At 58.2% G+C, this 13,650-nt stretch carries 10 protein-coding genes; 1 reads left to right on the forward strand and 9 read right to left on the reverse strand.

The genetic code is table 11. The features are described 5' to 3' along the window. Positions 1-58: 58 nt before the first annotated feature. The 9 genes from DXT96_RS24100 to DXT96_RS24140 form a co-directional block, all read right to left on the reverse strand. A complete protein-coding gene (locus tag DXT96_RS24100) occupies positions 59-2,446 on the reverse strand; it encodes a hypothetical protein (protein ID WP_194287732.1) in 2,388 nt (795 codons plus the stop codon). A gap of 152 nt (positions 2,447-2,598) precedes the next feature. Continuing rightward, positions 2,599-4,023 (reverse strand): hypothetical protein, encoded by a 1,425-nt coding sequence (locus tag DXT96_RS27005; protein ID WP_194287733.1) that lies wholly within the window; start codon positions 4,021-4,023, stop codon positions 2,599-2,601. Between the two features lie 180 nt (positions 4,024-4,203). Continuing rightward, positions 4,204-4,686 carry a hypothetical protein gene (locus DXT96_RS24110; RefSeq protein WP_246670639.1) on the reverse strand — a complete coding sequence of 161 codons (483 nt, stop codon included), beginning with the start codon at positions 4,684-4,686 and terminating at the stop codon, positions 4,204-4,206. Between the two features lie 13 nt (positions 4,687-4,699). Further along, positions 4,700-5,743, reverse strand: a complete 1,044-nt coding sequence (locus tag DXT96_RS24115; protein ID WP_153516795.1) for an ABC transporter ATP-binding protein — start codon at positions 5,741-5,743, stop codon at positions 4,700-4,702. A gap of 15 nt (positions 5,744-5,758) precedes the next feature. Beyond that, complete coding sequence (locus DXT96_RS24120; protein WP_153516796.1) at positions 5,759-6,601, reverse strand: carbohydrate ABC transporter permease; 843 nt, start codon at positions 6,599-6,601, stop codon at positions 5,759-5,761. Next, on the reverse strand, positions 6,591-7,517 hold the full coding sequence (locus tag DXT96_RS24125) for a carbohydrate ABC transporter permease (RefSeq protein WP_078052173.1): 927 nt from the start codon (positions 7,515-7,517) through the stop codon (positions 6,591-6,593). Before DXT96_RS24125 ends, DXT96_RS24120 begins: the two co-directional genes overlap by 11 nt. Before the next feature lie 55 nt (positions 7,518-7,572). Beyond that, positions 7,573-8,832, reverse strand: coding sequence for a sugar ABC transporter substrate-binding protein (locus DXT96_RS24130; protein ID WP_153516797.1), 1,260 nt, complete (start codon positions 8,830-8,832; stop codon positions 7,573-7,575). A gap of 29 nt (positions 8,833-8,861) precedes the next feature. Then, complete coding sequence (locus DXT96_RS24135; protein ID WP_371418988.1) at positions 8,862-10,472, reverse strand: FAD-dependent oxidoreductase; 1,611 nt, start codon at positions 10,470-10,472, stop codon at positions 8,862-8,864. 16 nt (positions 10,473-10,488) lie between these two features. Continuing rightward, entirely contained in the window at positions 10,489-11,532 is a 1,044-nt protein-coding gene (locus DXT96_RS24140) for a LacI family DNA-binding transcriptional regulator (RefSeq protein ID WP_153516799.1), read from the reverse strand. 422 nt (positions 11,533-11,954) lie between these two features. Between DXT96_RS24140 and DXT96_RS24145 the strand changes: the two genes are divergently transcribed. Then, positions 11,955-12,617, forward strand: a complete 663-nt coding sequence (locus DXT96_RS24145) for a class I SAM-dependent methyltransferase (protein ID WP_336510815.1) — start codon at positions 11,955-11,957, stop codon at positions 12,615-12,617. The last annotated feature ends 1,033 nt before the right edge of the window (positions 12,618-13,650 follow it).

Below are 13,650 nucleotides of genomic sequence, written 5' to 3' on the forward strand. Positions count from 1 at the left end.
TTATGCGCCGCTGCTGCGGAACCAATATGGGTCTTCCAAGACGATCGCGATCGGCCTGTCAGCCCTTTTGTAGTTTACGATGCCGTTCCAGACGGCGCATCATACGCCGGAAGTGAGCGAATGAGGCCAGCGCCAGATCGGAGTCGCTCGGTTCGACATCCCGGGCTGTCTGATGGTTTTTGTCCTGATACATATAGCAGAGAACGGGCTCCTCTTCAGTCCCGGCGATCTGATAGCGGTGATAGTAGAAATCACAGGCCTTGCCCGGGCGGGCGGGATCGCCATCCCGCAGACGGTCGAAACAAAGGCTGATCTCCTGCCGGCCGTTGATGAGTGTGCGCTGCACCGTGCAGATGCCCAGAGTCAGTGATTGGTCATAATCATAACCGGCAGCCTCGAGTTCGGCGAGAAGCACCCTGATATGCTCGATGGTGATCGTGCCCGACAATTGCTGCCAGATCTTGTCCGCTCTCTCGTAACGGCGTAGGAATTGCGGCCAGAAAGCCTCGATCTCCGCCTCGTCCGCGGTCTGGAGCGCCTCGGCACCGGGCGATCCTGTGGGAGAGCGGGTGAGTTGGACACGTCGATTGATCTTGCGACCACCGAGGCGCGCCAGCCATCCAGCTGGCTCCTCGACTTGGCCGACCTGCCAGGCAAGCATGCCCGGTTCCTGTCCGCGCTGCGCCTCGATATTGACGGGACAAAAGGCATCGCCATTGGCCGGCGCCAGATAACGCGTGACCGTGAAATGCCAGCCCTGCTCATCTTCCGCTGTCAGAGTGAGGGGGCCATAACCCGAATTCAGCGACACGCCATCGTGAATCCGCTGCAGTGTCGCGAGGTCAGGAAGCCTCGGCATATCTGGCATCGCCGGTGGCTCCGGCGGGGTGAGCGCATGCCGGCAAAGCTGGGCTTCGGCCGGATCACCGTGATCCGCCCAAGCCGCGGCGAGAAAGTCCGCCATATTCGGGGTCAGGCGATCGGAGGCCCGCAGCCGGTGCGTGATTTCACGCAACAGATCGTTGCGTCCCTCGTGCACCGCAGCCTTTGCTGCTCGCAACAACAGCCCGATCTGGTTTTCTTCCTCATCGAATTCGAGCGAGTTCGTCTCGAATGTCCAGCACCAGTCGGCGAATTCGTCATAGAGAGCGAGTACGTCTCCATGGCGTCCGAGTTGATCATAGGCATAGCCAACGCCATTCAACCGTTTTTCATATTGCCAATCCTTGCCGAAAGCCTGACGAAGAACCTCATAGGATTCGATCACGCCCGCCCATTGGCGAGCATGGAGCTGATTGCGCAGCCGGTTACTGTATTGCTCCCAGAATGGCGACACTGCCCAACCCTTGTCATGCCAGGCAATGCCCTCAAGGTAGCGTTCCTGGTTAATGCCCCAGGACGAACCGAGATTGTTGCATAACATGGCATAGACGTGTGGATCGGCGTCCTCACTATTGCCTTCCCCGGTCGCGAAGTAATGCTCGAAACGCTCCGCTCCGAGTTTATAGACCTCGGCCTCCACTCGACGGGCGCGCGCAAAATCCTCGGCGCCGACATATTGCCCTTCCTCCTGGAGCTCCTCGATGAATTCCATGACATCGCAGCCCGCCGCATAATAGTCGCGTGCGCCCGCGTCACTCGTCCTGTTCCACACGATCTGTTCCAGACCGTGTGCATGCCCCATTTGGTGGTTGAGCTGCGCCCGCCAGACCTGTGCCCTGGGGTCGCCGCCGAGTTCGAGATAATGATCAAGATCGGCGGAGGCCGCGTCGAGATCATCCGCCATCGCACGCGCCCTGGCCCTGATGCGCCAGGCGAGAGGCTGGTGCGCAACACGGAGGAACATCGCCTCGATGCGCTCGCGTCTGCGCTCTCGGGCGGCCAGTGTCGCCCGCATGCGTGCGAGCCATACCCAATCATGGTTGTGACCGTCGCCCAGGGTTGTTGTGGTTTCGAGAATTTTGGCGGCAAGGCCATCGTCGGCGTTGCTCCTGAACATGATATCGTACCAGAGCCGCCCGGCGCCATTGAATTCGCCGTCGTCCCAGAACCATCGCGCTGCCGTCATCCAGGCCGTGTGATCGCTAAAGCTGCCGATCCTGGTCACCGCCTCAAGAACCAGGTGCCTCGCCTCTTCCTTGCGGCCCAGAGCGCGGCAAATCTCTGCCTGCCGAAAGAGCGCGAACCCGAGTTTTTGCCAGCGATGCGGGCTTTCAGGCTCCCGGCCAAGAACTGCGGTCTTGTATGGCTCGAATGCAACCAGGGCTTCTTCGCTGCGATCCATTTGCTCGAGCACGCGAATATGCCATTCCAAGATGTCCGTATCGTCAGGCGCACTGGCAAGATGTGCTTCTGTGAGCCGTAACGCCTCCGCCAGCTGGCCGCCCTCCTGGACGAGATCACGCAGGATCTCACTCAGCCCTTGCGACGATTTATCGTTCTTCATCAGCTGACTTTCCCACGCCCTTTGTGCACAATCTTCTCAGACGAGATATTACAGCCATACCTAATTCCACTGGGTCTCGCGTTCAATCTATAATGTCACTCGCCTCTGAAGCGAGCAATCTGCCCTCACCGGAAGAATTCCTCGTTGCAAGATTATGGCGCCAACCGCACGATGATCGTGGCCTCGGAAGACGACAATCGTTGCTCGATGGCCAGAGCCTGCGCTGAATCAAGACCATTGACGGTGACGCTGCCGCCCATAATCGGCTCTCTCACCACCGGTTCGGAGATGACGTCTCCATCAACCAGCAACTGGGTCTTTTGCCCGAGAGCTGCGCGTGTGAAATCCCCGAAGGCCTTGGCGCTTTCCGGCGTCAACGCAATTTCCACCGTAGGTCCGGCAGCGGGATCGACCGAGGATTTCACCTTTGCGACCTTGAGCGAAATCGGTGCAATGTGCCCGCCGCCGCTGTCTTTAGAAGTTTTGTCACCATCATTCTGGTTGGAAGAGGAAGCGGTATCGGTATCGGCATCGGTCTTCGGGCGGGACTGGTCCAGATCGATCGAAGCTTGCGTATTGTTTTCGGGTAACGGCTCAACGCGTTGGCCGGACAGGGGCTGGGCAGTCCATGCATGTGGCGCAGGCAGGACCGGTGGCTGATCCTCTCGCCAGATATGCATGGCCACGGTGACCTTCATGCCGCCAACATTTGCGACCGTGTTTTCCAGCACTTCGATTGTCGAGCCGTCACGTGTCGAATTCACATAGGTCACAGTCCGCGACTTGCCAGCGCTTCTGGCCTGCGCCAGTTGCGCGTCGGTCATTTGCTTCGCCCGGTCAGCGAAGCTTGCGATCATGCCATCGATCGAAGATTGCTGGGATTGCAGCAGGGCAGCCGGATCGTAGGTTACCGCCGCGCTGAACGTGGCTGTTTGCCTGATCCTGTCGGCGGCTTCGAGTTTCCAGACGGTACTTGTCGGGACGAGCATCCCCTTCAGCTCTTCGCTTCCCTCAACGGTCCATTCCCGTCCGATATCTGTCGTGAAAGCTTCGGAGGATTGCCCAAGCGCAAGGATCATGCTTTCCGGCGCAAGCACGTCGATAACGACAAGAGGATTACCTTTAACGGTCTGGAGCATGCGAGAGGCCGTGTTATCTGACGCGGACGTGGACAGAAGCATTTCCATATTGGCGATGATCTGATCGGCGCCGACAAGCGCCGTCGGAGTGCCACTCGGATCGGCGTCGAATTCCAGCGCCTTCACACCATAAGCGGCGAGTGAATTGCGAAACAGGGCGTTCATCGCATAGGAATCCGCAGCGCCTGTCGCGTCCGGGGGAATGTCTGCGGAAAGCCTCCATTTCATCCGCATTCCGTCGGCGTCGCGCGACAGGACAGTTGCCGATTGACGGAAATCGCCACGCATGACAACGGACGATGCTTCCGGTTTGTCGAACCAAAGCGACATGTCGGTCTCGGTCGTCTTTTGAACGCGATAATGGCTCTCGGCCCCGATGGCAGGTTCATAAGGGGGAACGGTCACGCTCTCCGCCGCCTGGGCCGGGCTGACTGCCATCGTTGCCTGGAATATCAGCCCGGCAGCGAGAAAGAGGGGAGGGACCAGACCGATATTACGGCGCGTTACATTCGTGCGAATTTGCCTGTCCCTCCTATTACGGCTTTTCAACACCTGACACGTCGATTTCATATGGTCATCCCAAGTTCAACCCAACATGGCGTTTCCGGGCAGCGATTTTTAATCATTGAATTCTGTTTTGCGTCGCGATTCCGCTACCATTGCACTCAGGCGGCGTTGCAGTTGGGGCGGTTCGAACTCCATCCGCACGCAGCCGAGGGCGTAGCACATTGCGGGAGTGAACGGCATCCAGGCTCTCAAAAGCTCAAGCAGTTCATCGGACATCATATTCTCCAGTGGATCGACACCCAACTGGCCGAGAGCTCGTTCGTGATCGGGCATCCTTGCTCGCGCGATAATAGCGAGGGTGCGTTTTAACGCTAAACCTCCTGGCTCGTGATGCAGGTTCGTTGACCACCACCATGCATCGACGTCGGCAAGATATGCGGCAATATAGGTTTCCGCAGTCATCGCCGGCTCGCCTGAAGCAGCCATATCCGGAACCCATGAGGGATCCGATGCAATTTCGGATGGTGAAAATATGCCGGGAGGTGGCCGGTCGGCGCGATGCGTCTTCAGACCCGGTTTGCGATGGCGTGTCATGGCGAGGGGTTCGCTAGTTGAGGCGTTGATTGGTCGCGGCATCGAACAAATGGATCGATTTCAGGTCGGGCTGAACCTGGATGGTCGCGCCCGGCTGCGCCTGCACACGCTCGCGGAAGACGCCGATGACCTGGTGATGGCCGAGCATCATCGTAACCTGCGTTTCCGACCCCATTGGCTCCACCAGTAAAACGGTCGTGGGGAGGCCATGGTTGACCAGTTCGAAATGTTCCGGGCGGACGCCATATATCGCTTCGCCTGTGGCCGGGCCGGGCGGAAGGGGCAAGACGATACCGTCAGCCTCGAAGCCATCGGCGGTAAGTCGCCCCTTGATGAAATTCATCGCCGGCGAACCGATGAAGCCCGCGACGAAGGGATTGGCGGGCCGGTCATAAAGCTCGAGCGGCGCCCCGCATTGCTCGACCCGTCCGGCATTCATCACCACGATCTTGTCGGCCATGGTCATGGCTTCCACCTGGTCATGCGTGACATAGACGGTCGTGACCCCCAGACGCTGGTGCAACCCCTTGATTTCACCGCGCATCACCACGCGCAGCTTGGCGTCGAGATTGCTGAGCGGTTCGTCGAACAGAAAAACCTGCGGATTGCGGACGATTGCGCGGCCCATGGCGACACGCTGCCGTTGCCCGCCGGAAAGCTGGCGAGGGAACCGTTCGAGCAACGGCGTCAGCCCCAATATGTCGGCTGCCCAGTTCACCCGTTCGGCGATCTCGGTCTTGCTGCCGCCGCGATGTTCGAGCGAAAACGCCATGTTCCTGGCCACGCTCATGTGCGGATAAAGCGCGTAGTTCTGAAAGACCATGGCGATGTCGCGGTCTTTCGGTTCGATCTCGTTGACGACACGGCTGCTGATCGAGATATCGCCGCTGGTCACGGTTTCAAGGCCTGCGATCATCCGGAGCAGGGTGGATTTGCCGCAGCCCGATGGGCCGACGAGGACAACGAATTCGCCATCGGCAATATCGATGTCGACACCATGGATGGTGGCGAATGCGCCATAGCTTTTCTTTACGGATTTAAGGGTAACGGGTGCCATGGGTCAGCCTTTCGATTAGCCTTTGAGGCCGGTATGGGCGAGGCCTTCGACGAATTGTTTCTGCGCAACGATGAAAACGATGAGTACGGGAATGGCGGTCATCGTTGCGGCGGCAAGCTGGATGTTCCACATCGGCCCGCCATAGGCGTCGGTAAATTGTGTCAGCGCCTGGGGCAGGGTGAACTTGTCGGGGCTGGAAAGAAAGACGATGGGTTCGAGATAAAGGTTCCAGCTGCCGAGAAACGTGAAGATCGCAACGGCGGCCAGCGCCGGACGGGAAAGCGGCAGGGCGATGGTCCAGAATATCTTGAACCGGCCGAGACCATCGACCCGCGCAGCTTCCTCCAGTTCCACGGGTAAGGAGATGAAGAACTGGCGCATGATGAAGGTGGCGAAGACCGCCGGCGCGCCGAAGATCGGCACCAGGATCAGCGGCCAGTGCGTGTTGATCATGCCCCATTTGAGAAACATCCGGAACAGCGGAACCAGTGTCACTTCGGACGGGATCAGCAATCCCACCAGCACCACCATGAAGATGGCGTTGGCGAAGGGAAACCTGATGCGCGCAAATGCATATCCGGCCATCGAAGCCACGGCCATGGTGCCGATGGTGACGATTGCGGCGATATAGGCGGAGTTCCAGTATTGCAGCGCGAAGGGCTGTATTCTGAAAACGTCGGAATAGGATGAAAAATCAAAGGCGCGCGGCCAGATGTCAGGTGGAAAGGCAAATATCTGGCTGACGGGTTTGACCGATGACGTCACCATCCACCAGGTCGGAAAGACGAAGGGGACAAGCAGCACGCAGAGTATGAAATAGATCAGCGCCTGCGCGCGTGGGCTGAGTTCAGTTTTCATAGAATACGAACTTTCTGCGCAAGTGCCATTGGATGAAGGTGAGAGCGCCGACAATGACCAGCAGGATGATGGAGAGTGTCGAGCCATAACCGAAGAGGTAGAACTGGAAGGCCTGCTGATAGAGGTAATAAACGAGAACCGTCGTGGAAAAGCCCGGCCCGCCCTGCGTAAGGATCATGATTTGCGCAAAGACCTGCAACGCGCCGACGATGGTGACGATGGAGGCGAGCAGGATCGTCGGGCTGATCATCGGCAGGGTGATGCGATAAAATTGCTTGAAGCGCGGCACACCGTCGACGCGCGCGGCTTCAAACAGTTCCCGTGGCACGCCCTGTAGTGCGGCCAGAAACAGGATCATGTTGAGACCGAGATTCTTGAGCGCCTGCACGACGATGACCGAGATCATTGCCGTCGTGGGGTGGCGCAGCCAGTTGGGACCCTCGACACCGATCATTTGCAGGAGGCCGTTGATGCCGCCATTGTTCTGCAGCAAGAAACTCCAGACGATTGTCCATGCGACCAGCGACACCACCACAGGCGAAAAGAACAGTGTGCGGAACACGGTCATGAAGGCCAGCTTCTGATTCAGGAGCAACGCAAGCCCCAGCGCCAGGCTCATATTGAGCAGGGCAAGCCCGGCGGAGAACACGGCGGTCACGGCCAGCACTTCGCCTATGGCCGGGTCGCTGAGCAGCTTCTGGTAGTTGGCGACGCCGGTGAACCGGAACGAGCCTGCCAGCACGTTCCACTCATGCAGTGAATACCAGAAGACCAGCACCAGCGGCACGAGCACGAAGACAACGATACCGATGAGTTGCGGCGCTATGAACAGATAACCGGTGGCGGCGTCACGGCGCGCCATGGTCCAGAAACCGCGCCGGGCCTGTGTCTGCGCTGTCTGGAGGGCAAGCGTCATGGCTTTTCTTCCTTCTGCTTTTCGCATCCACGGAAAATCGGATGACTACCAAGCGTCAATTGGCCGCCAGCAACGGATCGAGACGGCCGCAAAGCGCTTGCAGGACAGCCGCGACATCGGCATCGGGACGCCAGAGACCGTCAAGGCCAGCGCGAACGGTCTGTTGCAGCCGGGCAAAGTTGCGGACCTGCTGCGTTGATTGACCGGTGGCGACGCCGCGAATGACCACGGCCTCTATCTGTTTACGCGACAGCAATGGGTTGGCGGCCGCGAGGACATCGGCGGTGAGCAAGCTCTGCCGTGCCGGCGGGAAAAACCGCGCGAGCTTGGCCACATTAGGCTTGGAGGAGAAAAACGCCAGGAATTCCGCCGCGAGCTTTGGGTTTTTGCCGCTGGCCATGACGCCAATGCCTGCCCGACCTGTTACGGCATAGTCACCTGCGGGTCCTTTAGGCAACGGCACGAGATCCCAGTCGAAGGCCTTGTCGCCTTTCGGCAGCAGCGCTGCACGGCTGATCTGGGTGGTCGTCATCGCCGCATCCCCGGCAAAAAAGTCGGCAGAAACACCGGGGCCGGGCATGGCTTTTTTCACGAAGATCGCATCGTGGATGAAGCGCATGGCATCAACCATCTCCGGGCTGGCAAAAGCGCAGGACTTCGTGTCTTTCGACCACGGATAGGCATTCCAGCCGGTATAGACTTCGGCAAGGTTCTCCCAGGCCTTGTATTCAAAATCACGAATGATCAATCCCTGTTTGCCGGTGGCCGCAACTTTCGCGGCTGTCGCAATGGCACTGTCCCAGTTCCATTCGCCGGCAGCGATCATCTCGGCGGGTGTCCTGGCACCTGCCGCCCGGATCATGTCGTTGTTGACGAAAACGCCGAAGGGCGATGTCGAGAAGGGATAGAGATATTGTACCCCTTCATACGACCACGCGGTGAGTGTTGCCGGGGGGAAGTCGTCCATGTCGTAACCTTCGGTATTGGCAAAGGTTTCGGTAAGGGGATAAAGCGCCCCGGCCGCCATGAAGTCAGGCGCGGTCGTGTCGAACAGCCAGGCCAGATCGGGGGGATTGCCGCCGGCGATCTGGGTGGTCAAGGTGGTGGCATAGCCTTCGTAGGCAAGCGAATCGTAGGTGATCTTGACGCCGGGATGGCTGGCCTCAAATTCGTCGGCGATCTCGTTGAACAGGGCCAGATGGGCTTCGTTGGCGCTCCAGATGGCCATCCGCAATTCCTGCGACAAAGCCGGCGAAACCAGCCCGGATGTGACCAGAAAACCGGTCAGTGCAATTTTGACTATACTCCTGCGCATGAATAATCCTCCCAGATTATACGTTTTGGCTAGTAGCCGCGAATATCAGGCCAATGGCGCTCCACCCCTTGGCGTTCGATGTGGGTGTGAAACTCCGCCAGCCGCTTTTCATCGGCGTGCACGCCATGCGGGGTCTCGCCCCTGTCAAGGCAATAGGCGGCCAGCATGCCGGCCACTTCGCCGATGTTCCATTCGACCGGATGCAGCCTGTAGCAACCATTGGTGATATGCGTCGTGCCGATATTCTTGGATGCCGCCAGCAGGTTCGTTTTGTGGCGGGGAATAAGGGCACCCAGAGGAATTTCGAAAGGGCAGGCGCCGACATCGATATAGTTATCGCCGCCCGTCGAGGGGTGCAGGTCGATGCGGTACATGCCGACACCGATACTGTCGGGGTAATGCACCGCGCCGCGATCGCCGCGCACGGCAAGCGACAAATCCTGTTCCACCACCGTGGTAAGGGCACGAATACGACGGCTTTCACGAATATAGGGCGCCATGGCCAGGCCATGTTCCGTGCCGGTAACGTCGCCGCGCAGGCGCAGGCCCGGAAAGCCCTGGCCACCATCCGGGCGAGGCGCCTCGGTCTGCATCCAGTAGAACATGGAATAGGACAGGCTTGCCGCGTCGGCCAGCCGCTCGGCATATTGTTCGGGAGTAACGTCGATGATCGGCGCCTCGAAATAATCGATCATCGGCCAGTTCACGAGGCAGATATCGCTGGCATAGGCGCCCGGCCGAAACGTATGGCGTGCGGCAATGCGGCGGAATATCCACAGGCTCATATCGCCGGCGCTGTGGCGCTGGTCGGCAACGTCGCGTGTTGCGTTGTCGATCGGGTTGGGATCGAAGAACCGGCGGCTGCGCTCCAGCGTCCGCGGATTGGGCGAGTCCCAGCTCAATAGGGGCCCGCCCCAGAATTCGGGGGCAACCTGACGCCAGTGGTCGTACCGAGCGGGTTTGTCGATGACATGATTGCCGTCAACCTGATCGACGGCGAAACAGATCGAGACGGCCTGCTGATTGTGCGGTTGCGCCTCTGCCGGCGCGCTCGGCTCGCCGGTTTCGGATTGCGCTTCGAAACCCGTGACGTATTCAGTAGCTGTCAGCGGCAGCAGATCGCCCAGTTCGGTGGCGTCGATGATGTAGCGGGCCGAACAGGAAACGAGATCGCCCGTATTGCAATGGCGCAGCGTCACGCCCCGCACGGTGTCGCCGTCGACCTCTGCGGCGATCGGCTCATACGGCTTGAGAATGGTCAGCTTGCCGCCGGCCGCGTAAGGGGCAAGCATCGCCTCCATCACCGCCAGCGAAACGCGCGGTTCATGGCACAGGCGAGATACATTGCCGTCACCGGGGTTGAGCGTCAGATCCGCCCGGGCGGCGTCCGTCAGCGGATAGTGGTCGCGGTAATATTGCCGCACGCCCGTGCGCAGGGCGCGATAGCTGGCGGTGATCCCGAACTGTTCGACCCAGCTGTGCTCGTCGGGCGGCACGGCCTGGCTGGTCAGCTGGCCGCCAATCCACTCGAATGCTTCCGTCAGGATAACGCTCCGGCCGTTGCGCAGGGCCCCAAGCGCCGCGGCCACGCCGCCAAGCCCGCCGCCAACCACAAGAATATCTGCATTGTATTCTCTCACGTGAGGTTCTCTTTCCTTAAGTTGGGCCTTGAGTTGGGGAAGCAAGCGTTTCGCCCGCCACGATATCGCAACCCAGCAATATCTGTCGTACAGGGCCGGGGGGACTGGTGAGGGTTTCGACCAGCATGGAGGTCGCCTGCCGGCCCATCTCTTCGCGGGGGATGGCATAGGAGGTGAAGACACGTTGCAACCGGAGCGTATGCGTGCGCGTGCCGCTGCCGAGCACGACGATGGAAAGATCGCCGGGGACGCTCACCCCCTGCGCACGGGCGTGATTGTCGAAGACCACCGCTTCGGCCACTTCGGCAAAAAAAACGACGCTTGCTCCGCTGGCGCGAACGGCGGCCAGTTGCTCGGCCGGATCGCCATTTTCACTTTCATGGGAATAAACCAGCTCCGCCGCGCCCTCGATTGCGGCGAGAAAACCACGCCAGCGGTCGCTGATGGATTCCGCCGGACCCGTCGCGCCGATGAAGGCGAAACGGCGATGGCCGGCGGCAAGTGCCTCTCGTACAAGAGCATGCGTGGCGGTGACGTAATCCGCGCCAACATAACGCACAGGCCCACCGGCATCGTCACGGCGACCGACTGCGACGTAAGGGTAGTCACCGGCAACCAGTTGGGCCAGCTCATCGCGATCGAACTGGCTGCCCAGAATCAGGCACCCGTCAGCAAGTCGAAGCCGACCTGTTTCCCCGAAGATGCGCTTGCGGCCGTTATCGTCGCGCGCGGCGGCCGTCATCAGCAGAAGGTCGTAGCCCAGCCTCTCCGCCTCCTCCTCTATTCCCATCAGAAAAGGCGTGTAGAAATCCGCCTGCGCAATGGGGAAAGCCGGCTGGTAGGTGAATACACCCAGAATCCGGTTGGCGCCCTTGACCATGCTGCGCGCAATGGGATCCGCCACATAACCGGTGTCGCGAATGGCCTTCAGCACGCGCTCCCGCGTTTCAGGCGGGATACGGCCTTCAGCGGATTTCGCCTCGTTGAGCACGAGCGAAACCGTTGCCTGGCTGACCCCCGCGAAGATCGCAATGTCACGTTGCGTCAAGCGCCTAACCATCGAAACCCCGTTTCCTGCTGCTCTGCTAATTCGTATTAGCTGCTTATGCGTATAAACAAGGTTTGCGAAAGGATGTCAAGAGTGAGAAACATCACGATAATGCGTCAGAGCAAACCGTTCCATTTATGGGACCTATCGGACATTTCCCAGCCATAGACCCGATGCCGCCAGCAGCACCGTGTTGTTTTGGCAGCGATTTTTATCTGATGGGTTCGAGTGGCCCCGCTGCAATGTCTACACGTCGTTTCTACCTGGATATCAAAGCAGCTCGACGACGGCTTTGGGCTGATGGCCGACATGGGTGGGCGGCGTCTTTGCGCCATTAGCGGTCGCCGCGGTGCTCGCTGTCCTGATGTGAGGTATTGCACCGGCGCCTTACGTAACTTATGTTGTTACGATAGGCGCAAAAAGGAGTTGTCGCTGTGGGTACATTTGATGGAAGGCAGGCTGATTATATCGAAGGAGCTAGACGCAACGTTCCGGGGCTCGATGGACTTCATCGCATGGCGGGACTGCTTTTGGCCGAACGGGTGCCCCAAGACGGGCGAGTGCTCGTGGTCGGTGCGGGTGGTGGCCTTGAGCTAAAAGCACTGTCTGAACAGCAGCCAGGTTGGAAATTTGATGGTGTCGATCCGTCATCGGACATGCTTGCATTGGCACAAAAAACGATTGGAAACCTTATTGAGCGCATAGCTCTTCACAATGGCAGCATCTCTGTTGCACCCGCTGGGCCTTTCGATGGTGCAGTATGTCTGCTCGTATTCCACCATATCTCGCCCGAGGATAGGAAGGTCACGCTTGATGGCATTCGCCAGCGTCTACGACCGGGCTCGCCGTTCGTTCTAGCTCACGTCAGTTTCCCATTGAGCGAACCAGCTTACTCAACCTGGATCGAACGGCATGTCAAATTTGGCGCTTCTTCACAGATGGACGCCGATAGACTTAACGCAGCTAAGATAGGGATGAGAAAAGCCTTCATAAGGTCACCGGAAGAAGAGCGAGAATATCTGCAGGAAGCAGGTTTCACGAGCATCACGCAATTTTATCAAGCAATCAGTTTCCGCGGCTGGGTAGCCTACGCATGAGCGAACATAATTTCTTGTAAATGATATCCGTTCAGGGCCAGAAGTGGACATAATCATGCTAGCTTGTCGATGAAGCCAAAGCGAAAAGTTGTTTTGACTGGCAGCCGTGGTTGCCGCCTGCATATTTCGACTTGAAAGGATGTATGTTTTCAACGAATTAACGCTGTTCCCCTAGATTCTTTAGCTTTGGGGAAGGCTTTTTGTTTCCCCGTTCATGCCCGCCCTGTTTGCCTGATTTATATTGCCCTTGTTCCGTTATGAACCGGGAGACATTCCGGTTTTGAAACTGAACCAGCGCTGATTATGAGAGAAAGACGTCACTCTCATATTTCGGGGCCTGACAGGGAAAGTCCTCTGGCAATGACCGGAGGAGAGATGGAATCTGGTTTGTGGTGGGCCTTTCTATTTCTCCGAAACGCATTGGCTAAGGACAGGCTTTGACAGGCATAAACCGCTGATGCGGGGCACTGATAAGTGTCTTTATTTTCCAGAGGCGGCAATTTTCAGTGCCCCGTTGCAATGCCCATCTAGCTGAAAGGCTGATGGAAACAAGAGATGAAGCTCACAACACGGTCGCAGCTGCGTCGCGTGATAGGAAAGGTGTGTTCAAAATGGGTCTCTATGAAATTTACGTCCTTGCTACTCGTGCAGATACTGCCCTGATGAGGAAGAGGCGGGCGCGATCTCTTTACGCCAGAGCAAAGCTTCGAAATCGGAAGCTCAAGAAGTAGTATTTACGCAACCAGAAGGAGAGTTTTGATTCGATGGTCGATACGAAGAGGGCAGGCCAGTTGCGATCTGGGCGGATTCTGTAAACATATATTTATATAACAACCAACGTAAAACATATAAAATATATGCGTTGATGGATTGTATATTTTTGACTGAGGGCGGATGAAAATCTGCGAGCAAGGCTGATTTTTACGAACCTGCAATTTGCGGATTGCGGGCCAATTACGCGTAAATATATGAGTTTTATGTTGAATTTGCTGATCTGAATGGGGAATTGTTATGCGCGGAAACCATATGAGCG

The sequence above is a fragment of the Agrobacterium sp. ICMP 6402 genome, from assembly GCF_009498615.1.
Classification (GTDB): Bacteria; Pseudomonadota; Alphaproteobacteria; order Rhizobiales; family Rhizobiaceae; genus Agrobacterium; species Agrobacterium burrii.